The sequence below is a fragment of the Micromonospora sp. WMMC273 genome, assembly GCF_027460285.1.
Classification (GTDB): Bacteria; Actinomycetota; Actinomycetes; order Mycobacteriales; family Micromonosporaceae; genus Micromonospora; species Micromonospora aurantiaca.
Genome location: NZ_JAPZBE010000001.1, coordinates 1242652 through 1262529 on the forward strand (window position 1 = coordinate 1242652; position 19878 = coordinate 1262529).

A 19878-nucleotide genomic window follows, 5' to 3' on the forward strand; every position below is an offset into this window, starting at 1 on the left:
CGAACCGCCGGGGCCTGTCGGGGCAGGGGTGGATCAGCAGGCGTAGGCCTCCAGCCGGTTCGCCCGCTCCGGGTCGCGCAGCTTGAGCAGCGTGACCTTCTCGATCTGCCGGATCCGCTCCCGGGACAGACCGAACTCGCGGCCGACCTCGTCCAGCGTGCGCTGCCGGCCGTCGTCCAGGCCGAAGCGCAGCCGGATCACCGCCTGCTCCCGCTGGGACAGCGTGGCCAGCACGATGCGGACCTCGTTGCGCAGCTCGCCGTTGGTGGCGGCGTCGCCCGGCTCGGTACGCGGGTCGACGGCGGCGACGAAGTCGCCGAGCGCGCTCTCGCCGTCCTCGCCGACGGCCTGGTCCAGGCTGACCGGCTCCCGGTCGTAGGAGATCAGCTCGATCACCTGGAACTCCGGGATCTCCAGCGCCACCGCCACCTCGCTCACCGTGGGCTCGCGGCCCAGCGTGACCGACAGCTCGCGGCGTACCCGGACCATCCGGTTGACCTGCTCGACCATGTGCACCGGGATGCGGATGGTGCGGGCCTGGTCGGCCATGGCGCGGGTGATGGCCTGGCGGATCCACCAGGTGGCGTAGGTGGAGAACTTGTAGCCCTTGGTGTAGTCGAACTTCTCGACGGCGCGGATGAGGCCGAGGTTGCCTTCCTGGATGAGGTCGAGGAAGGCCATGCCGCGACCGGTGTAGCGCTTGGCGATGCTCACCACCAGCCGCAGGTTGGCCTCCAGCAGGTGGTCCTTGGCGGCGCGGCCCTCGGCCGCGATCAGCGCCAGGTCCACGCGCAGCTCGGCGGAGACGGGGGTGCAGGTGGCCAGCTTCTCCTCGGCGAAGAGGCCGGCCTCGATCCGCTTGCTCAGCTCGACCTCCTGCGCCGCGGTGAGCAGCTTGGTGCGGCCGATGCCGTTCAGGTACGCCCGGACCAGGTCGGTGGAGACGCCGCGCTCGTCGGTGGCGTCGAGGTCCGTGAGGGTGACGTCCATGTCCTGGTGCTCGATCATCTGCTGGGTCATCTCTGTTCTCCCCGTGTCCGACGTGCCTACCGGTCCCGTGCCGCCCACGCGGTGGTGGCCGATGACAAACAGCTTGGCGGTCGGGGCGTGAGACGGGAGTGAGGCGATCGGGGACCCGACAGGAATCCACGTGGGAATCCGGCATTCCCTTGCCCGGCGCGGTTACCGTGCCACCGACCGGCCGTCGGGGCCGGCCCGGCACTGATGATCGGAGAACGTGGTGGTCTTCAAGCGGCTCATGCAGGCGATGGGTGTGGGCGGACCGTCGGTGGAGACGGTGCTGGCCAACCCGAACTGCCGCCCGGGCGGCGTTCTGGAGGGCCGGATCCAGGTGGTCGGCGGTGACCACCCGGTGGACGTGAGCTACGTCGCACTCGGCCTGGTCACGCGGGTCGAGGTGGAGAGCTCCGACAGCGAGTACGACGTCAACCAGGAGTTCGGCCGGGCCCAGATGACCGGCCCGTTCCGGCTGGAGCCGGGGCAGCGTCACGACGTGCCGTTCCGCTTCCAGGTGCCCTGGGAGACCCCGCTGACCGACCTGTACGGCCAGCACCTGCACGGCATGACGATGGGTCTGCGTACCGAGCTGGAGGTGGCCCGGGCGGTGGACAAGGGTGACATGGACGCCGTGTCGGTGCACCCGCTGCCGGCCCACGAGCGGCTGCTGGAGGCGCTGCTGCGGCTGGGCTTCCGCTTCGCCCGTGCCGACGTCGAGCGCGGACACATCTACGGCCTGCACCAGCAGTTGCCGTTCTACCAGGAGATCGAGTTCTACCCGGCGCCGCAGTACGCGGGCGCGATGAACCAGCTGGAGGTCACCTTCGTGACCGATCCGCGCCAGGTCCACGTGGTGCTGGAGCTGGACAAGCGGGGCGGCCTGTTCACCGAGGGCCGGGACGCGTTCGGCCGGTTCACCGTGGACCACGCGACCGCGGACCACACGGACTGGGCCGCCCAGCTCGACGGCTGGCTGCGGCAGTCGCTGTCCCGCCGGGGCCTGTTCTTCTAGAGGTCGAGTACGAGGGTCCGGGGACCGACGTTGACGCTCTCCACCAGCATGTGGGCGCGGAAACGGCCGGTCTCCACCTTCGCGCCCCGGGACCGCAGCTGCTCGACCACGGCGTCCACCAGGGGTTCGGCCACCTCGGCGGGGGCGGCGGCGGTCCAGCTCGGCCGCCGGCCCTTGCGCGCGTCGCCGTAGAGCGTGAACTGGCTGACCACGAGCAGCGGCGCCCCGACGTCGGCGGCGCTGCGCTCGTCGTCGAGGATGCGCAGCTCGTGCAGCTTGCGGGCCATCGTGGCGGCCACCTGCGGGGTGTCGGTGTGGGTGACGCCGAGCAGCACCAGCAGCCCGTCGGAGATCTCGCCGGTCACCTCGTCGCCGACAGTCACCCGGGCCCGGCCGACGGTCTGCACCACCGCCCGCATCAGTCGGTCACCGGCTCGACGATGCCGCGCTCGACCAGGTGCGCCACGATCGGTCCGGCCGCCTCGGCCAGCTCGTCCGGTGCCACGTCGTGCGCGGCGGCGAGCAGGGCGAGCTGGTCGCGCAGCGGCAGCCGGCCGTCGGCGCCGCCGACCAGGGCGAGCACCAGCGGGTCGATCTCCTCCGACCAGCGCAGGCCGCGAGGCATGGCCAGGACCTGCCGGTCCACCGCCCAGCCGTCGTCGCCCATGGTGGCCTCCTGCCGGAGCTGGAGCCCTTCGGCGGCACGGTAGCGGGCGGCGAGCAGGCCCTCGGTGTCCCGGGCGCGCAGCCAGTTCTGCCTGGTGAACCACTCGCCGATCCGGTCGCCCAGCGGCGGCTCGACCCGCTGGCGCAGGTCCTCCACCCGCACGACCGGCTGGTCGTGGCCGGAGCGGCGCAGCGAGACGATGCCGAAGCCGATCGCCTCGACCTTGTGCGCGTCGAACCAGTCCAGCCAGGCCGCCATCCGCTGCGGGTCGGCGCTCTCGCCGACGTCGGTCAGCCACAGGTTCACGTACGCCATCGGGTCGGCCACCTCGCGCTGGATGACCCAGGCGTCCAGGCCGGTGCCGGCGAACCAGCCGGTGACCCGCTCGGCCCAGTCCTCGCCGGTGACGTGCACCCAGTTCGCCAGGTACTGCATGGTGCCGCCCTCGGTGAGCAGGTCCGGCGCGGCAGCGGCCAGTTCCGCGCCGATCGCGTCGCCGACCCGCCCGGAGTCCCGGTAGACGTGCGTGGTGGTGCCCGGGCCGACCACGAACGGCGGGTTGCTGACCACCAGGTCGAAGCGGCGCCCGGCCACCGGGGCGACCATGTCGCCGCGCAGCAGCTCCCAGTCCTGGCCGTTGAGCGCGGCGGTGGTGGCGGCGAACCGCAGCGCCCGCTCGGAGACGTCGGTGGCGGTGACCCGGCGGGCGTGGGTGCCCAGGTGCAGCGCCTGCACGCCGGAACCGGTACCCAGGTCGAGCGCGGTGTCCACGACCGGCCGCACGGCGGCCGAGATCAGCGTCTGGGTGGCGCCGCCGATGCCCAGTACGTGCTCGGAGTGCAGCGGGCGCCCGGGCCGGGCACTTGCGGGCACGTCGGCGAGCACCCACCAGTCGTCGCCGTACGGCTCCAGGTCGACCCCGGCGCGCAGGCCGTCGCCGTGCCGCTCCACGATGCCCCCGGCCAGCGCCTCGTCCAGCGCCAGCGGAGCCAGCGCGTCGGCGAGCGCCGCCTCCGGCTCGGTCTGGTCGCAGATGAAGACGCGGATCAGCGTGGCCAGCCGGTCCCGGTCCTCGGTGGCGCGCAGCGCGGCCCGGTAGTCGTTGCGGGCCACCGCGCCGGTGGCCTGCGGGCCCAGGCGGTCGGCGATCCCGTTGGCGGTGAAGCGGGCGAGCGTCAGCGCGGTGCGCAGCGCGTCGACCCCGGCGGGGGAGAGCAGCATGTCGTGACGGTCCACGTGCTCATCCTGCCCCGGGCGCCGTCCGGCGTGGCGCGGCACCCGCCGAATCCATAACGCCGACCGCATCTATCGGCGGCTATCTCTTTCATGTTTATCGATCTCTGGCTAGCATTCCTGCCAACATCCGTCGATGGGGCGATCCGGCCACGAACCGGGCCGCCCGGTAGGGAGCCAGACGATGCCCGACGTGTCCCTTCCCCGGCGGCGCGCGCTGCGTGCGCTCGCCGTCACGGCCGCCGCCGCGGCCTTCGCCGCCGCCGCCTCCACGCCCGCTCTCGCCGCGCCCACCGGGGAGATCCGGTACGCCGGCGCCGCGGACGCCGTCAGCGGCAGCTACGTGGTCGTGCTCAAGGGCGACGCGGTCGGCACCGCGAACACCCTCGCCGCCCGTACCGCCGTGCCGGACCGGGCCGCCGGCCTGGCCAAGCGCTACGGCGGCAACGTCGGCACGGTGTGGAGCTCCGCTCTCACCGGCTACAGCGCGAAGATGACGCCCGCCCAGGCCCGCCGGCTCGCCGCCGACCCGGCCGTCGCGTACGTCGAGCAGGACCGCGTCATGACCACCCAGGGCACCCAGACCGGCGCCACCTGGGGCCTGGACCGGATCGACCAGCGCAACCTGCCGCTGAACAGCACCTACACCTACCCGAACACCGCCAGCAACGTCCGCGCCTACATCATCGACACGGGCATCCGCACCACGCACAGCGACTTCGGCGGCCGGGCCACCTGGGGCACCAACACGGTCGACACCAACAACACCGACTGCAACGGCCACGGCACGCACGTCGCCGGCACCGTCGGCGGCACCAAGTACGGCGTGGCCAAGAGCGTGCGCCTGGTGGCCGTCAAGGTGCTCAACTGCTCCGGCAGCGGCACCACCGCCGGCGTGATCAGCGGCGTCAACTGGGTCACCTCGAACGCGGTGAAGCCGGCCGTGGCCAACATGAGCCTCGGCGGCGGCGCCAGCACCACGCTGGACAACGCGGTGGCCAACTCGATCAACTCCGGCATCACGTACGCGCTCGCGGCCGGCAACTCCAGCGCCAACGCGTGCAACTCGTCGCCGGCCCGGGTCGCCTCGGCGATCACGGTGGGCGCCACCACCAGCACCGACGCTCGTGCCTCCTACTCGAACTACGGCTCCTGCGTGGACATCTTCGCCCCGGGCTCGTCGATCACCTCGGCGTGGCGGACCAGCGACACCGCCACCAACTCGATCAGCGGCACCTCGATGGCGTCCCCGCACGTGGCCGGCGCGGCGGCGCTCGTGCTGTCCGCGAACACCTCCTACACCCCGGCTCAGGTGGCCAGCTACCTGACCAGCAACGCCACCACCGGCAAGGTGACCAGCCCGGGCTCGGGCTCGCCGAACCGGCTGCTCTTCGTCGTCAACTGACGACACGGGTGACCTGACCACACCGTGGGCCGCGGCCCGGTGGACCTCGCAGGGGTCCGCCGGGCCGCGTCACGTCGTCGGGGAGTCGGCGCCCGCGACCGGCGGGCGGGGCGGCAGGATGGTTCCCATGACGCTGTCACTGCCCATCGACCCGCAGGCGAACGAACTGCTGGCGCGCAGCCCGCTGGCCCTGCTCCTCGGCATGGTGCTGGACCAGCAGGTGCCGATGGAGAAGGCGTTCTCCTCCCCGTACGTGCTGGCGCAGCGGCTCGGCCACGAGCCCGACGCCGCGGAACTGGCCGGGTACGACCCGGAGGCGCTGGTGGAGATCTTCGCCCGGCCGCCCGCGCTGCACCGCTTCCCCAAGGCGATGGCGGCCCGTGTGCAGGAGGTGTGCCGGGCGCTCGTCGAGCGCTACGACGGTGACCCGGCCCGGCTCTGGTCCGACGTGACCGACGGCCGGGAGCTGCTGCGCCGGGTGGGTGAGCTACCCGGGTTCGGCCGGCAGAAGGCACAGATCTTCGTCGCGCTGCTCGGCAAGCGGTTCGGGATCACCCCGGACGGCTGGCGCGAGGCGGCCGGCGACTACGGCGACGCGGACGCCCACCGGTCCGTGGCCGACGTGACCGATCCGGACTCGCTGCGCCGCGTACGCGAGTTCAAGCAGCGGATGAAGGCGGAGGCGAAGGCCGCGAAGGGCTGATCCGCCGCCCGCCGCCGCAACCGGCCCGCCGTCCCTGTCGTTTGTCGCCAGGACGGGGGACGGGGGCGGACGATGACCGAGCAGCGGGGCGGGGCGCTGCTGCGTACCGGGTCCAGCCCGGGGCGGGCCACGTTCCTGGAACTCTTCTTCGACCTGGTCTTCGTGTTCGCGCTGACCCGGGTCTCGCAGCGCCTGATCAACGGCATCGAGGGCTCCGCCGGGGCGGTCGCCGCCGAGGTGGGCAAGACCCTGCTGCTGTTCCTGGTGCTCTGGCAGGTCTGGACCCTCACCACCTGGGTGACCAGCCGGTACGAGCCGGAGCGCATGGTCATCCAGTTCGTGGTGGTCGGCACCATGTTCGGCAGCCTGGTGCTGGGGGTGACGCTGCCCCGGGCGCTTGAGGAGCGGGCGCTGCCGTTCGCGCTCGCGTACGTGGCGGTGATGGTCGGCCGGCCGCTGCTGATCGCGGCGGCGCTGCGGAGGCATCCGCGCCGGATGGTTCCGCTGCGGCTGGCCGCCTGGGCCGGATTCAGCGCCCCGCTCTGGATCGCCGGCGCGCTGTTGCCCGGCCCGCGCCTCGCGCTGTGGGTCTTCGCGCTCGCCGTGGACCAGGCGGGCACGTTGCTGGGCTGGCCGCTGCCCCGGCTCGGGGCGTCGCGGGTTCGCCGGTGGCAGGTCACCGGGGAGCACCTCGCCGAGCGCTACCAGCAGATCTTCCTCATCGCGCTCGGTGAGTCGATTCTGGTGATCGGCGTGACCTACAGCGGGAAGGAGTTCTCCGGCGAAGCGGCGGTGGCGTTCGCGATCTCGTTCGTGATCACGGCGTTGCTCTGGCGGATCTACTTCTACCGGGCCGGTCACCTGCTGGCGGAGGCGCTGCGGATGGCCGGCACGCCGGGGCGGCTGGCCGAGTCGGCGGCGCAGACCCACCTGTTCATGGTGCTCGGCGTGCTCAGTGCCGCGGTCGGCTACGAACTGGTCATCACCCACCCGTACGACACGGCCCGGCCGAACTGGCTGGTCTTCGTGGTGGGCGGCCCGGCGCTGTTCCTGGCCGCCCGCTCCCGGTTCGAGTACGAGATCTTCGGCCGGGTGTCCCGACCCCGGCTGGCCGGGCTGCTGGTCCTGGTGCTGCTCCTGCCCGCGCTGGCGACCGTGCCGGCGATGTTCGCGCTCGGCGCGGTGGCCCTCGTGCTGGCGCTCGTCGCGTTCGCCGACGCCCGCCGGGCCTGGCACCGGCCGCCGGAGCCCTCCGCCTCGCCGATCGGGCGGGAGGCGCTCGACGAGGCCGGCCCCGAGGCGTGAGCCGTCAGGCGGCGGTCGGGCGGGACAGCGACGCCAGCGCGCGGCGTACGTCGGCCAGCGAGACGGTGGCCGAGTCGTCCAGGTCGGCCAGGCCGGCCTCGATCCACTGCCGCATCAGCGTGGTCACGCCGATGCCGCGCGCGTCGGCGGCGGCACGGACCCGCTCGTACGTCTCCAGCGGGAGCCGGACCGACCGGCTGACCATCGGCACGTCGGTGTCCGGGGTGGGCAGCTGCGCCGGTGACGTGTCGTCGATCAGGTCGGCGAACGCGTCGCCTCCGGCGTGGAACCGCTTGGTCGCCTCGTCACGGTGCATCGTGACCGCCTCCTCGTCGGCGTGATCTCCGCACCACCTCGTCGTAGCGCTTGGCCTCGACGTCGCTCAGCTCGCGGGCGGAGAGGATGTCCCAGTCGTTGTCGGTGCTGTCGGCCTCGGCCAGCAGCACGGCGAGCCGCCGGCCCCGGTGGTCGGTGGCGTAGACCACCATCACGTCGTCACCGAGGTGCCGGATGACCCGGCGGTTGCTGTGCAGGGCCTCCCAGACTTCCCCGGGCGTGACGTCGTAGACCCGCAGGTTAGCCAGCGCCTCGTCGGTGAAGCTGAACCGGTTGGCCACGGGCGAAGCGTACCACGCACGTAACACGCGTCCGGCTGTCACGAATTTCGCCGATCATCCGTCCGGAGTGACAGGATGGGCCCTATCCCCTCGTAGGAGGTCCGTGGTGAAGCGTCAGGCGTACCAGCCGATACTGATCACCGACGCCCCGCGCAGCCAGGACGACCAGCTCAACAGCCGGCAGAAGCGATACGTGCTGATGATGGCCATCCGGGTCGCGTGTCTGGTGGCGGGCGCGATCCTGGTCGGCGCGAAGGCCCCGCTGCTCTGGCTCTGGCTGCCGCTGTGCGCGCTCGGCATGGTGCTCGTGCCCTGGCTCGCCGTGCTGCTCGCCAACGACCGGCCGCCCAAGGAGGAGCACCGGCTGGCGAACCGGTTCCAAAAGCGGCGCCGCGAGGAGCCCGCGCCCACTGCTCTGACCGCCGAGGAGAACCCGCACAAGATCATCGACGCCGAGCCCTGACCGGCCCGGGCGGAGCACCGCCCGGACCGGCCACCGCCGTCAGGGAGCCGGGCGGGCGCCCACCGTCGTCACGGCCAGCGCGCCCAGGTCACCGGCGCGGGCCAGTGCGGCCCGCGGGTCGGCCCCGGCCAGCCACGCGGTGAGCAGCCCGGCCGCGAACGCGTCCCCGGCCCCGGTCACGTCCACCACGTCCACGCCTGGCGCCGGCGCGAACTCCACCACGCCGCCGCGCTCCACCCACACCGCGCCCGCCGCGCCGCGCTTGACCACCACCCGGTGCGCCACAGCGGTCAGCGCCCGCGCCTGCGCCGCCGGGTCCAGCCCGCCGGCCAGCACCGTCGCCTCGTCCGTGTTGACCAGCAGCAGGTCGACGTCGCGTACCCAGGTCAGGAACGCCCCGCCGACGCGCCGCAGCGGCGCCGCGGACGCCGCGTCGACGCTGACGGTCAGCCCGCGCTCGCGGGCGGTGGCCAGCGCGCGTAGGCCGGCGCCGCGCGACCCGACGTCCAACAGGGCGTACGCGGACAGGTGCAGATGCCCGGCGTCGGGCGCGGCGGCCAGCGCCGCGTCCACGTGCGCGGCGGTCAGCCGCAGGTTCGCGCCCCGCTGGCTGATCATCGTGCGCTCCCCGTCGTGGGCGAGCACGATGACGGTGCCGGTCGGGTAGCCCTCGTGCCGCTCGACCGCGCAGTCGACACCGATGCGGGTCAGCTCGGCCACCCGCTCCCGGCCGGTCTCGTCGTCGCCGACGGCGGCGACAAGCGTCACCGCGGCGCCCTGCCCGGCGAGCCAGGCCGCGGTGTTCGCCGCCTGCCCGCCGCCGCTGAACCGGATCCCGGCCGGGGTGTCCGAGCCGGTGGCGAGCGGCCCGGACAGCACCGCGAGCACGTCGGTGATCACGTCGCCGACGACGACTATCCGCGGCGTGGCGCTCATGGGACGCGGCGGGTCGCCGCGGCGACCGCGATCCGGGCCGCGAGGTCGGCGTTGCGCAGGATGATCCGGACGTTCACCGCCAGGCTCGCGCCCTCTGTCGCGGAGTGGAAGTGCGACAGCAGGAACGGGGTGACCGCCTTGCCGGTGATCCCCTCGCGGGCCAGCGCGGCCAGTCCCTCGGCGAGCGTGCGGTCGTGCAGCGCCGGGTCGAGCTGCTCGTCGGCGGGCAACGGGTTGGCCACCACCAGGCCGCCGTGGTGCACGCCGTGCGCCGCGCGGGCGGCCAGCACGTCCGCCACCTGCTCCGGCGACTCGACCGACCAGTCCAGGTCGAAGCCCGCGTCGGTGAGGTAGAAGCCGGGGAAGCGGCGGGTGCGGTAGCCGACCACGCCCACCCCGAGCGTCTCCAGCCGCTCCAGCGTGGCGCCCACGTCGAGGATCGACTTCACCCCGGCGCAGACCACGGCGATCGGCGTCCGGGCCAGCGTGACCAGGTCGGCCGACTCGTCGAAGGTCTGCGCCGCCTCCCGGTGCACGCCGCCGAGCCCACCGGTGGCGAACACGCCGATCCCGGCCGCCGCCGCGACAGCGCTCGTGGCCGCCACCGTGGTGGCGCCGTCGGCGCCGGTCGCCGCCGCCGGGGCCAGATCACGGACCGAGAGCTTGTTCACGCCGTCGACGGTGGCGAGCCGGGTGAGCTGGGCGTCGTCCAGCCCCACCCGCAGCTCGCCGGCGACCATGCCGATGGTGGCCGGCACCGCCCCCGCGTCCCGTACCGCCTGCTCGATCTCGCGCGCCACCCGCAGGTTGTCCGGGCGGGGCAGCCCGTGCGAGACGATCGTGCTCTCCAACGCCACGACCGGGCGGCCGTCCCGCAGGGCGTCGGCCACCTCACTACCGAGACTGATGTGAAAGTTGGTCACGTCGGTTACCGTACGGGCCGCTTCCGGCCGGGGCCCAGGTGGACCGGGGCGGACCGACCTGCAAAACTGGAACGCCGGAGGTGGAGTCGTGAGCACAGAGGTTCTCGAGCGTCCCGAGCTGAAGGACGCGGACACTGGTCCGGAGATGTTCCACTACGTCCGCAAGGAGAAGATCGCCGAGAGTGCCGTCATGGGCACCTACGTGGTCGCGCTCTGCGGCGAGACGTTCCCGGTCACCAAGGCGGCCAAGCCGGGCTCGCCCGTGTGCCCGAAGTGCAAGGAGATCTACGACTCGTACGCCGAGTGATCCCGGGCGGCTCCGCCGCCCCTGGACGTAACCTGCGGCGGTGACCACCTCCACCGCCCTGCTCCTCGCCGACCTGACCGGCGTGGCGGTCTTCGCCGCCTCCGGCGCCTCCGCGGCGGTGGCGAAACGGCTCGACCTGTTCGGGGTGGTATTCGTCGGCGTGGTCGCCGCGCTCGGCGGCGGCATCTTTCGCGACCTGGTCATCGACGAGGTCCCCCCGCTGGCGTTCGCCGACTGGCGCTACGCCGCCACCGCGGCGGTCACCGCCACCGCCGTGTTCTGGCTGCACCCCCAGCTCGCCCGGCTGCGCACCACGGTGCTGGTGCTGGACGCGGCGGGCCTCGGCCTGTTCACCGTCACCGGCACGCTCAAGGCCCTCGACGCCGCCGTGCCGGCCGTGGGCGCCTGCATGATCGGCATGCTCACCGCGATCGGCGGCGGGCTCGGCCGCGACCTGCTCACCGGCGAGATCCCGGTGGTGCTGCGCCGCGAGATCTACGCCCTGGCCGCGCTCGCCGGTTCGATCGCGGTGGCGCTGCTGTCGGCGTGCGGACAGGCCACCGCCGTGCCGCTCACCGGCGCCGCGCTGTTCGTGTTCGGGCTGCGCCTGATCGCGCTGCGCCGCCGCTGGTCCGCCCCGGTGGCGACGATGCGGCCGCCGCGCACCGGCACCCGGGGACCACTGCCCTGACCCGCCTCCCGCCGGGGTGGGCGGATGTGACAGGCGTGGCGTCGAGTGGGGCGTACGGCCCGCGCTGGTTATGCTGAACCGGCCTTCGCGGCACCGGATGCGCGAGGGCGTTTTCATGGGCGGCGGCTCCCGTGGCCCCGGTCGGGCCCGCCGCCGTCCGCGGCGGAGAGGAGCTACGCGTGCCACCGCGGATGCCGGCGCTCGACACGTTCCCGCCCCTGCGCGCGTGGCAACGCAAGGCGCTCGTGGAATACCTGCGCCGCCGGACCGAGGACTTCACCGCGGTCGCCACGCCCGGCGCCGGTAAGACCACGTTCGCGCTGCGCATCGCCGCCGAGCTGCTCGCCGACGGCACCGTCGAGGCGGTCACCGTGGTCGCGCCGACCGAGCACCTGAAGACCCAGTGGGCGCAGGCCGCGGCCCGCGTCGGCATCCAGCTCGACGCCGCGTTCCGCAACGCCGACCTGCACTCCGCCGCCGACTTCCACGGCGCGGTGGTCACCTACGCCCAGGTGGGCATGGCGCCGCAGGTGCACCGCCGGCGCACCATGACCCGCCGCACGCTCGTCATCCTGGACGAGATCCACCACGCCGGCGACTCGCGTACCTGGGGCGACGGTGTGAAGGCGGCGTTCGAGCCCGCGGTACGCCGGCTGATGCTCACCGGTACGCCGTTCCGCTCCGACGACAACCCGATCCCGTTCGTCAGCTACGAGCGCGGCGGCGACGGGCTGCTGCGCTCCCGTGCCGACTCGGTCTACGGCTACTCCGACGCGCTGCGCGAGGGTGTGGTCCGGCCGGTGCTGTTCCTGGCGTACTCGGGGGAGACCCGCTGGCGCACGAACGCCGGTGAGGAACTGGCCGCCCGCCTCGGCGAGCCGATGACGCAGGACCTGATCGCCCAGGCGTGGCGTACCGCGCTGGACCCGGCCGGCGACTGGATGCCGCAGGTGCTGCGCGCCGCCGACGCCCGGCTGAGCGTGCTGCGCGCCAACGGCATGCCTGATGCGGGCGGCCTGGTCATCGCCAGCGACCAGCAGGTGGCCCGCTCGTACGCGAAGCTGCTGGAGCAGGTGACCGGTGAGAAGGCCGCCGTGGTGCTCTCGGACGACCAGGGCGCGTCCGCGCGGATCGCGACGTTCGCCGCCTCCCGGCAGCGGTGGCTGGTCGCGGTGCGGATGGTCTCCGAGGGCGTCGACATCCCCCGGCTCGCCGTCGGCGTGTACGCGACGAGTGCCAGCACCCCGCTGTACTTCGCGCAGGCGATCGGCCGGTTCGTCCGGGCCCGCCGTTCCGGCGAGACCGCGTCGGTCTTCCTGCCCAGCGTGCCGCACCTGCTCGGGCTCGCCAGCGAGATGGAGGCCGAGCGGGACCACGTGCTCGGCAAGCCGAAGGACCGCGAGGGTTTCGACGACGACCTGCTGGAGCGCGCCCAGCGCGACGACGGCGCCAGCGGGGAGCTGGAGAAGCGTTTCGCGGCGCTCTCCGCGACCGCCGAGCTGGACCAGGTGATCTTCGACGGCGCCTCGTTCGGCACCGCCGCCCAGGCCGGCACGCCCGAGGAGGAGGAATACCTCGGTCTGCCCGGTCTGCTCACCGCCGACCAGGTCTCGCTGCTGCTGACCAAGCGGCAGGCCGAGCAACTCGCCGCGCAGAAGCGCCGGGCCGCCCAGCGGACCGCTGAGCCGGCCGCTGCGGTCCCGGCGGCGGCGCCCCCACCGATGAGTGCCGCCCAGCGCCGGGTGGCGTTACGGCGGCAACTGAACGCCCTGGTGGCCGCGCGGCACCACCACACCGGCCAGCCGCACGGCAAGATCCACGCCGAGCTGCGCCGGATCTGCGGCGGCCCGCCCAGCGCGCAGGCCACGATCGAGCAGCTCGAGGAGCGCATCGCCACCGTGCAGACCCTCTGACGGGTCGGCCGGGACGACCGGGCACGAAAAACCGGCCGGAGGCTCCCCTTGCGGGTGCCTCCGGCCGGTCATGTCGGGTTGTGGACTTGTTGTCGGACCTCAGTTCGCCATCAGATCGGCGCCTCGCCAGCTGAACTCCGGGTCCGACGCGTAGCGCACGGTGATCTTGACGAGATCCTCCGCGTACTTGTTCGCGTGGTGCCCACAGAACACCAGCTCGCTCCCACCCGCCAGAGTGATGCGGAGCTTGCCGGCAGCATTGCAGCGGTCGCACCGTTCATCGGCGGCCGGGGGGCTCACCGTCTCGGGCGGCGGCGTGAGGGTCGGGGTCATCGCCTTCCTCCTCTGGTCGTCACCGATGAACACTCTCTTCGGTTGCTCACCTATCGTGCAACACCCATCTCGGGCCCTGCCTTCCCTGTGTGCCCGCGGGGGACCGAGGTCACACCTGGCGTGGAGGACAGTGTGCCGTGCACCAAGGGTGCCACGTCAACGATCACAAACAGGCAACCGAACGATCACCAAAGAGTGTTCTACGGCTGGTGATCAAACCGGCACGATTTGTTGACGTGCGCGGTCAGTCCAGGTAGTCGCGGAGCACCTGGGAACGCGAGGGGTGCCGCAACTTGGACATGGTCTTGGATTCGATCTGCCGGATGCGTTCCCGGGTCACGCCGTACACCTGGCCGATCTCGTCCAGAGTGCGCGGCTGGCCGTCGGTGAGGCCGAAACGCAGGCGCACCACGCCCGCCTCACGCTCGGACAGCGTCTGCAGGACCTGCTGGAGCTGGTCCTGCAGCAGCGAGAACGACACCGCGTCGACGGCGACGACCGCCTCGGAGTCCTCGATGAAGTCGCCGAGCTGGCTGTCACCCTCGTCGCCGATGGTCTGGTCGAGCGAGATGGGCTCCCGGGCGTACTGCTGGATCTCCAGCACCTTCTCCGGTGTGATGTCCATCTCCTTGGCCAGCTCCTCCGGGGTGGGCTCGCGGCCCAGGTCCTGGAGCAGCTCACGCTGGATGCGGCCGAGCTTGTTGATCACCTCGACCATGTGCACCGGGATGCGGATGGTGCGGGCCTGGTCGGCCATGGCGCGGGTGATGGCCTGGCGGATCCACCAGGTGGCGTAGGTGGAGAACTTGTAGCCCTTGGTGTAGTCGAACTTCTCGACGGCGCGGATGAGGCCGAGGTTGCCCTCCTGGATGAGGTCGAGGAAGGCCATGCCGCGACCGGTGTAGCGCTTGGCCAGGGAGACCACCAGGCGGAGGTTGGCCTCCAGCAGGTGGTTCTTGGCGCGCTCGCCGTCCCGGGAGATCCACATCAGGTCGCGCTGGAGATCGCGGACCAGCTTCTCCTCGCCCTCGTCGGCGGCGCGCAGCCGCTCGGCGGCGTAGAGGCCGGCCTCGATCCGCTTGGCCAGCTCGACCTCCTGCTCGGCGTTGAGCAGCGGCACCTTGCCGATCTGCTTCAGGTACGCCCGCACGGAGTCGGCGGAGGCGGTCAGCTCGGCGTCCCGGCGCGCCTGCTTGAGCGCCTCGGACTCCTCGTCGTCCCACTCGAAGTCGTTGTCGGTGGCGGAGCTGGCCGCGTCGGCCTCGGCGGCCTGGGTCAGCTCGGCCGGCTCCTCGACCACCACGTCCTCGATCGCGGCAGCCAGTTCCTCCGGGTCGATCTCACCGTCGGGGCCCTCGGCCTTGCCACCGGCCTTGGCCGGCTTGGCCGCGGCGGTCTTCGCCGCCACCGTGGCCTTGGTGGCGCGGGTCGCCTTGGTGGCCTTCGCCGGGGCCGCGGCCTTCGCCACGTCGGCGGTGGTGGCCTTGCGCGCGGTCGCCTTCCGGGGGGCCGGTGCGGGCGACTCCTCGGCGGCCGGAGCCTGCTTCGGGGCGGGCGCGGCGGCCTTCTTGGTGGTCTTGGCGGTGGTCGCGCGGGAGGCCGGGGTGGCGGACCGGGCGGCGGCGACGCGGCGGCGGGTGCTCGCCGAGCCGTCCACCACCACCGTCACGCCCGCCTCGGAGAGTGCGCGGAGGATCTTCTTGGCCTGGGCCGGGGTCACCTCAGCGGACTCGACGGTGCGCGCGAGCTGGGCCGACGTGAGCTGGCCGCCGGCGCTCTGCGCGTGGGCGATCAGGGTGTCGGTGAGCGAGCGAACGTCGGCGCCGGTCTGGCGGGGATCTGTCACGAAGACCTTCCGGAGGCGAAAGAGCGAGCACGGCCGGGTCGTCCGGCGCAGCATGGGACGGCCGCGCCGGGCGAGTCGTTGAGGACCCCCGTGTCCCGGCCCGTCCGGTCGCTGGCGGTCCGTGGCGCGTGGGCAGGGTGAATTGTAACGCCGTCTGCCGCGATCATCCCGCGCCGCACGGCGGACCCGCGGTCCGGGACCGCAGATTCGGCGCAGATGTGGACTTTGTAAGGATGATACCCGCGCGCGAGACGGCCGGTCCCGATCGTGCGGGAAGGGGAGAAACATGATCACCTCGACGCCCACGGCGCGGGAGTTGCTCACGATCGCTGTCGACGTGGCCCGGGAGGCCGCCGCCACCGCGTACCGGATGCGGGTCGAGGGTGTCTCGGTGGCCGCGACCAAGAGCACGGTGACCGACGTGGTCACCGCCGCCGACCGGGCGGTGGAGCGGCAGGTGGTCGCCGCGCTGCGGCAGCGGCGGCCCGGCGACGCGGTGCTGGGCGAGGAGTACGGCGCGGGGGAGACCGGCCCGGCCGGCGACGACGGCGTGCGCTGGATCCTCGACCCGATCGACGGAACCGTGAACTACCTGTACGGGCTGCCCTACTGCGCCGTCTCGCTGGCCGCCGAGGTGGCCGGTGAGGTGGTCGCCGGGGTGGTTCGCAACGTCGTCACCGGCGAGGAGTGGACCGCGACGCTCGGCGGCGGCGCGTGGCGCGACGGTCAGCGGCTGCAGGGTTCCACCGCGACCGATCTCGGGCAGGCGCTCGTCGCCACCGGGTTCGGCTACGACGCCGGCCGCCGGGCGCACCAGGCGCGGGTGGTGACCGAGCTGATCCCGCACATCCGGGACATCCGCCGGATGGGCGCCGCCGCGCTCGATCTCTGCCTGGCCGCCGAGGGGCGGGTGGACGCGTACTACGAGAAGGGGCTGGCCGACTGGGACCTGGCCGCCGGCGGGCTGGTCGCCCGGGAGGCCGGGCTGCTGGTGACCGGCCTGTCCGGCCGCCCGGCCGGACCGGACATGGTGCTCGCGGCACCGCCGGCGCTGCACGGGCCGCTGCACGACCGGCTGGCCGACCTGGACGCCTCCGGCGGGCCGTGACCGGCACCAGGCACGCGACGGGGCGGCCTCCCCCGCAGGGAGACCGCCCCGCGTCGCCGGGCCGCCGTCGGCTACTTCTCGATCGGCATCGGGCAGGTCTCGGGCGGCGCCTGCGGCGCGCCCAGGTCGCCGAGCGACTGGTTGACCTCGGTGGTGGTGGCGAGCTGCTGGAACTGGTTGCCCAGGACCACGTCGACCACGTCGTCCTTGCGGTTCGCGTCGAAGTCCTGGTTGGCCTCGTTCAGGAAGTACGCGCGCAGCAGGTGCGCCGAGCCGACGGCCTTGGGCCCGAACCGCAACTGGGCCACGCCGTCGAACGCCTTCTTCTCGTTGCCGACCTTCTTGACCTGGAACTTGCGGTTGCGGAAGTCGTCCGCGACGCTGCCGGCCCGGCCGGCCTCGTCGGTGGCGTTGTAGACGTTGATCTTGACGTCCTTCTGCTCCCGCAGCCGCAGGTCGACCAGCGGCCAGCCGTCCGGGCAGGCGGCCGCCGTACCGGCTGTGCCCTGGCTGTCCTTCAGCACGGCGACGACCACGACGACCAGGGCGACAGCCGCCAGCAGTCCGACGACAACGAGTGCTCGCACTCGCGCAAAACTCATCCTGGGCGCTCCCCGGACAGTGATTGGGTGGTGGCGGGCGACGCGGCCGGGCCGCGACCGGTCGGCCGTCAGTACGCCGCTGAGGTTAACGCTTGTCCGGCTCAGGCGTGGAAACAGTCCGACATACCGGCGCGCCGGGCGGTGAACCGGTAGGACTACCCCTATCTTCGTGTCGCCTGAGTCACATTGGGAACAACTTCGGGCGCAGAGGCGTACATCTCTCCCGCGAGGGCGGTATACATGCCTCGCCCACAGGGGGGGTAAGGTTCCGCGCTCACCGGGGGCATTTCGCACCGGCGGGCCCGGCCCACCGCTCGTCGGGTCGGGTGCCCGACAGAGATGGTGGCCGGTCAGGGGAACCGAAACGGCGTCGTCCGGCGTTACAACCGGCAGCGACAATATCGATATTGGAGAGTGAAACCGATGGCCACCGACTACGACGCCCCGCGTCGCGACGAGGTCGACCTCGGCGAGGACAGCCTGGAAGAGCTCAAGGCCCGGCGGGTCGACTCACAGTCGGGCGCCGTGGACGTCGACGAGGCCGAGGTGGCCGAGAGCTTCGAGCTGCCCGGCGCCGATCTGGCCGACGAGGAGCTCACGGTCAAGGTCCTCCCGATGCAGCAGGACGAGTTCCGGTGCGCCCGCTGCTTCCTGGTCCACCACCGCAGCCAGCTGGCGGTCGAGCGCAACGGCGACCTGATCTGCCGCGAGTGCGTCTGATCCCGACCGGGGACACCAGCGGCGGCCTCCTCGACGGGGCCGCCGCTGTTCGAGCCGCCGCCGTGCGCGCGTGGCCGGGAGCTGCTTGACTCGTACGGGCGGCTGCCACGCCGCGCGGAGCAGGAGGGCGGACGGGTGAGCGAGCGCAGCGAACAAGTCGGCCCGGACACGCCCGGCCCGGAGGTACCCGGCCCGGACAGCCCGGACACCGAGGAGCTGGGCGCCACCGTCGCCGCCCTGACCGCCGACGACATCGCGCCCGCCCGCCGGCGGCAGCTGCTCACCCGGCTGGTCGGACAGGCACGCGCCCGCGGGATCAGCGACCTGTTCAAGCCCCGTGCCGCGGTGCGCTGGATGACCGACACGGTCGCCGAGGTCGCACCGCACGTGCCGATCCGTGACCTCGCCACGCTGCGGCGGCACTTCCCCGGCCTGGACGACGAGGCGCTCGCCGACCGGCTGGTCCGCAACGCGTCCCGCGCCACCGCCGGGGTCGGCGCCGCGGGCGGCGGGGTCGCCGCCGTCGAGTGGGCGGTGACGCCCACCCTGCTCTCCGCACCCGTGCTGCTGGCCGCCGAGACGGTGGCAGTGGTGGCGATCGAGCTGAAGCTGATCGGCGAGCTGCACGAGGTCCACCGGGTGGCGCTGCCGGCCGGCGGCACCGGCCGTGCCGTGGCGCTCGTGCAGTCCTGGGCCACCCAGCGGGGGATCAACCCGATGATGCCCGGTGTCGGGGTCAGCGCGGTGCTCGGCACCGCCGCCCGCCGCGAACTACGCGACAGCCTGATGCGCCGTTTCGGGCGCAACCTCACCACGCTCGGGCCGTTCCTGACCGGCGCCGCCGTGGCCGGCTACCTCAACCGCCGGGCCACCCGCGCGCTCGGCGAGCAGCTGCGCAAGGACCTGCGGCGGACCGCGCGGGCCCTGCCGGACAAGCCGTCCTGACCGGCGGCGCCGAGCCTCGGCGGCAGCGCCGGGCCGGGCCGCGAAGGACCGTCAGGCCGCGTCGCGGGCGGCCAGCAGGGCGGTCGCCAGCTGGACCGGATGCCGGGTGCTGACCACCCAGAACGGAGTCGGGTCGGCCGGGTCGTCCAGCACCACCTGCACCGCACCGCCGATCCACGGCCGCTGCACCACGAAGGCCAGCGGGTCGGAGCCGACACCGAGCACCTCGCGCCGGCCGGCCGCGTCCAGCGGCACCACATCCGCGACGTACCGCACCGGCAGGTGGGCGTCGTCCACCCGCAGCTCGCCGTCACGCACCTCGACCCGGATCCGGCCCAGCCACCACAGGCCGGCCACGGCGGCGGGGATCAGCAGGACGAACGGCAGCCAGGCGCGTACCCCGGTCGCGCCCATCCACAGCTCGACCGCGAGCAGGACGGCCGCGGCCAGCCCGGCCGGCCAGGCCCACCAGGGCAGCCCGAGGCGCTCCGCGTACGGCGCGGCGGTGGCCGTCGGGGCGGCCGGAGATGACGACTGACGCACACAGACGAGGGTACGGCGCGCAGGCGGCCCGGCAACCGGCAGGATGGCAGGGGCACCCCGCAGGACCGGACGGAAGAGGATGACCGTGACAGATGTCGTACCCGTGCCCGTGCGGCTGCTCGACCCGGAGCTGCCACTGCCGGCGTACGCCCATCCCGGCGACGCCGGGGCGGACCTGGTGGCCGCCGCAGACGTCGAGCTGCCCCCCGGCGGCCGGGCCCTGGTCCCCACCGGCGTGGCGGTGGCGCTGCCGGACGGCTACGTCGGGCTGGTGCACCCCCGATCCGGACTCGCGGCCAGACTCGGCGTGACGGTGCTCAACGCGCCCGGTACGGTCGACGCCGGCTACCGGGGTGAGATCCTGGTCAACCTGATCAACCACGACCGGGACACACCGGCCAGGATCAGCCGGGGTGACCGCATCGCGCAGCTCGTGGTCCAGCGGGTCGCCCGGGCCGAGTTCCGGCCGGTGGCCGAGCTGCCCGGGTCCCGGCGTGGCACGGGCGGGCACGGATCCACCGGCGGGCACGCCGGGTTGGTCCCGGCGCCGTCCGGCGGGCAGAGCGAAGAGGTGGCAGGGTGAGTGTGA

23 protein-coding genes are annotated in these 19878 nt (G+C 73.1%); 12 read left to right on the plus strand and 11 right to left on the minus strand.

All coding sequences use genetic code 11. From position 1 onward, the window contains the following. Nucleotides 1–33 precede the first annotated feature (33 nt). Complete coding sequence (sigB, locus tag O7611_RS05990) at nt 34–1020, minus strand: RNA polymerase sigma factor SigB (RefSeq protein ID WP_269696347.1); 987 nt, start codon at nt 1018–1020, stop codon at nt 34–36. Between the two features lie 220 nt (nt 1021–1240). Between sigB and O7611_RS05995 the strand changes: the two genes are divergently transcribed. After that, the gene (locus tag O7611_RS05995) at nt 1241–2029 is read left to right on the plus strand and encodes a sporulation protein (protein ID WP_194803035.1); all 789 of its coding nucleotides are present in this window, start codon (nt 1241–1243) and stop codon (nt 2027–2029) included. Here O7611_RS05995 and dtd read toward each other — a convergent pair. Next, nucleotides 2026–2448: a D-aminoacyl-tRNA deacylase gene (dtd, locus tag O7611_RS06000; RefSeq protein ID WP_262013555.1), complete on the minus strand. Its 423-nt coding sequence runs from the start codon at nt 2446–2448 to the stop codon at nt 2026–2028. The genes O7611_RS05995 and dtd overlap by 4 nt on opposite strands. Beyond that, nucleotides 2448–3932, minus strand: a complete 1485-nt coding sequence (locus O7611_RS06005; protein WP_269696348.1) for a DUF7782 domain-containing protein — start codon at nt 3930–3932, stop codon at nt 2448–2450. The genes dtd and O7611_RS06005 overlap by 1 nt, the downstream gene beginning before the upstream one ends. Before the next feature lie 181 nt (nt 3933–4113). Between O7611_RS06005 and O7611_RS06010 the strand changes: the two genes are divergently transcribed. The 3 genes from O7611_RS06010 to O7611_RS06020 all read left to right on the plus strand — a co-directional run bounded on the left by O7611_RS06010 (nt 4114) and on the right by O7611_RS06020 (nt 7342). Next, entirely contained in the window at nt 4114–5334 is a 1221-nt protein-coding gene (locus O7611_RS06010) for a S8 family peptidase (protein ID WP_120571034.1), read from the plus strand. 118 nt (nt 5335–5452) lie between these two features. Then, nucleotides 5453–6037, plus strand: a complete 585-nt coding sequence (locus tag O7611_RS06015; protein WP_269696349.1) for an HhH-GPD-type base excision DNA repair protein — start codon at nt 5453–5455, stop codon at nt 6035–6037. 72 nt (nt 6038–6109) lie between these two features. Continuing rightward, nucleotides 6110–7342, plus strand: a complete 1233-nt coding sequence (locus O7611_RS06020) for a low temperature requirement protein A (RefSeq protein ID WP_194802993.1) — start codon at nt 6110–6112, stop codon at nt 7340–7342. 4 nt (nt 7343–7346) lie between these two features. On the opposite strand, the gene O7611_RS06025 is transcribed toward O7611_RS06020, so the two are convergent. Then, complete coding sequence (locus tag O7611_RS06025; RefSeq protein WP_013284778.1) at nt 7347–7658, minus strand: hypothetical protein; 312 nt, start codon at nt 7656–7658, stop codon at nt 7347–7349. Next, on the minus strand, nt 7648–7959 hold the full coding sequence (locus O7611_RS06030; RefSeq protein ID WP_269696350.1) for a hypothetical protein: 312 nt from the start codon (nt 7957–7959) through the stop codon (nt 7648–7650). The genes O7611_RS06025 and O7611_RS06030 overlap by 11 nt, the downstream gene beginning before the upstream one ends. A 106-nt stretch (nt 7960–8065) precedes the next feature. Between O7611_RS06030 and O7611_RS06035 the strand changes: the two genes are divergently transcribed. Continuing rightward, nucleotides 8066–8422, plus strand: coding sequence for a DUF3099 domain-containing protein (locus tag O7611_RS06035; RefSeq protein ID WP_194803036.1), 357 nt, complete (start codon nt 8066–8068; stop codon nt 8420–8422). A gap of 39 nt (nt 8423–8461) precedes the next feature. Here O7611_RS06035 and O7611_RS06040 read toward each other — a convergent pair whose 3' ends face one another. Together O7611_RS06040 and O7611_RS06045 are read right to left on the minus strand one after the other, a co-directional pair. Beyond that, entirely contained in the window at nt 8462–9358 is an 897-nt protein-coding gene (locus O7611_RS06040) for a carbohydrate kinase family protein (protein ID WP_194802995.1), read from the minus strand. Beyond that, nucleotides 9355–10281, minus strand: coding sequence for a pseudouridine-5'-phosphate glycosidase (locus tag O7611_RS06045; RefSeq protein ID WP_194802996.1), 927 nt, complete (start codon nt 10279–10281; stop codon nt 9355–9357). The genes O7611_RS06040 and O7611_RS06045 overlap by 4 nt, the downstream gene beginning before the upstream one ends. Nucleotides 10282–10369: 88 nt before the next feature. Between O7611_RS06045 and O7611_RS06050 the strand changes: the two genes are divergently transcribed. From O7611_RS06050 to O7611_RS06060, 3 genes are all read left to right on the plus strand, one after another. Continuing rightward, nucleotides 10370–10588, plus strand: coding sequence for a DUF3039 domain-containing protein (locus O7611_RS06050; protein ID WP_013284783.1), 219 nt, complete (start codon nt 10370–10372; stop codon nt 10586–10588). Nucleotides 10589–10628: 40 nt separating this feature from the next. Next, on the plus strand, nt 10629–11279 hold the full coding sequence (locus tag O7611_RS06055; protein WP_269696351.1) for a trimeric intracellular cation channel family protein: 651 nt from the start codon (nt 10629–10631) through the stop codon (nt 11277–11279). A 191-nt stretch (nt 11280–11470) separates the two neighbouring features. Beyond that, a complete protein-coding gene (locus O7611_RS06060) occupies nt 11471–13192 on the plus strand; it encodes a DEAD/DEAH box helicase (protein WP_194803037.1) in 1722 nt (573 codons plus the stop codon). 99 nt (nt 13193–13291) lie between these two features. Here the strand turns inward: O7611_RS06060 and O7611_RS06065 are convergent, their stop codons facing one another. Both O7611_RS06065 and O7611_RS06070 read right to left on the minus strand, forming a co-directional pair. Further along, nucleotides 13292–13525, minus strand: coding sequence for a DUF7455 domain-containing protein (locus tag O7611_RS06065; protein ID WP_013284786.1), 234 nt, complete (start codon nt 13523–13525; stop codon nt 13292–13294). A gap of 244 nt (nt 13526–13769) precedes the next feature. Further along, nucleotides 13770–15371 (minus strand): RNA polymerase sigma factor, encoded by a 1602-nt coding sequence (locus O7611_RS06070; RefSeq protein ID WP_194802998.1) that lies wholly within the window; start codon nt 15369–15371, stop codon nt 13770–13772. A gap of 286 nt (nt 15372–15657) precedes the next feature. On the opposite strand from O7611_RS06070, the gene O7611_RS06075 reads away from it, so the two are divergent. Next, on the plus strand, nt 15658–16479 hold the full coding sequence (locus tag O7611_RS06075; protein ID WP_194802999.1) for an inositol monophosphatase family protein: 822 nt from the start codon (nt 15658–15660) through the stop codon (nt 16477–16479). A 71-nt stretch (nt 16480–16550) separates the two neighbouring features. Here O7611_RS06075 and O7611_RS06080 read toward each other — a convergent pair whose 3' ends face one another. Then, the gene (locus tag O7611_RS06080; protein WP_194803038.1) at nt 16551–17066 is read right to left on the minus strand and encodes a LytR C-terminal domain-containing protein; all 516 of its coding nucleotides are present in this window, start codon (nt 17064–17066) and stop codon (nt 16551–16553) included. A 438-nt stretch (nt 17067–17504) separates the two neighbouring features. Here O7611_RS06080 and O7611_RS06085 point away from each other — a divergent pair, with 438 nt between their 5' ends. Next, on the plus strand, nt 17505–17801 hold the full coding sequence (locus O7611_RS06085; RefSeq protein WP_013284790.1) for a DUF4193 domain-containing protein: 297 nt from the start codon (nt 17505–17507) through the stop codon (nt 17799–17801). A 216-nt stretch (nt 17802–18017) separates the two neighbouring features. Continuing rightward, complete coding sequence (locus tag O7611_RS06090) at nt 18018–18746, plus strand: hypothetical protein (RefSeq protein WP_194803039.1); 729 nt, start codon at nt 18018–18020, stop codon at nt 18744–18746. 51 nt (nt 18747–18797) lie between these two features. Here the strand turns inward: O7611_RS06090 and O7611_RS06095 are convergent, their stop codons facing one another. Then, nucleotides 18798–19289 (minus strand): DUF3093 domain-containing protein, encoded by a 492-nt coding sequence (locus O7611_RS06095; RefSeq protein WP_194803000.1) that lies wholly within the window; start codon nt 19287–19289, stop codon nt 18798–18800. Nucleotides 19290–19374: 85 nt separating this feature from the next. On the opposite strand from O7611_RS06095, the gene dut reads away from it, so the two are divergent. Then, nucleotides 19375–19872, plus strand: a complete 498-nt coding sequence (gene dut / locus O7611_RS06100) for a dUTP diphosphatase (RefSeq protein WP_181726802.1) — start codon at nt 19375–19377, stop codon at nt 19870–19872. The last annotated feature ends 6 nt before the right edge of the window (nt 19873–19878 follow it).

Coding starts and splice junctions, on each gene's coding strand:
- O7611_RS06060 (WP_194803037.1), top strand. CDS start 11,471: ATGCCGGCGCTCGACACGTTCCCGCCCCTGCGCGCGTGGCAACGCAAG.
- O7611_RS06085 (WP_013284790.1), top strand. CDS start 17,505: ATGGCCACCGACTACGACGCCCCGCGTCGCGACGAGGTCGACCTCGGC.
- O7611_RS06075 (WP_194802999.1), top strand. CDS start 15,658: ATGATCACCTCGACGCCCACGGCGCGGGAGTTGCTCACGATCGCTGTC.
- O7611_RS06020 (WP_194802993.1), top strand. CDS start 6,110: ATGACCGAGCAGCGGGGCGGGGCGCTGCTGCGTACCGGGTCCAGCCCG.
- dtd (WP_262013555.1), bottom strand. CDS start 2,448: ATGCGGGCGGTGGTGCAGACCGTCGGCCGGGCCCGGGTGACTGTCGGC.
- sigB (WP_269696347.1), bottom strand. CDS start 1,020: ATGACCCAGCAGATGATCGAGCACCAGGACATGGACGTCACCCTCACG.
- O7611_RS06010 (WP_120571034.1), top strand. CDS start 4,114: ATGCCCGACGTGTCCCTTCCCCGGCGGCGCGCGCTGCGTGCGCTCGCC.
- O7611_RS06065 (WP_013284786.1), bottom strand. CDS start 13,525: ATGACCCCGACCCTCACGCCGCCGCCCGAGACGGTGAGCCCCCCGGCC.
- O7611_RS06040 (WP_194802995.1), bottom strand. CDS start 9,358: ATGAGCGCCACGCCGCGGATAGTCGTCGTCGGCGACGTGATCACCGAC.
- O7611_RS06015 (WP_269696349.1), top strand. CDS start 5,453: ATGGTTCCCATGACGCTGTCACTGCCCATCGACCCGCAGGCGAACGAA.
- O7611_RS06025 (WP_013284778.1), bottom strand. CDS start 7,658: ATGCACCGTGACGAGGCGACCAAGCGGTTCCACGCCGGAGGCGACGCG.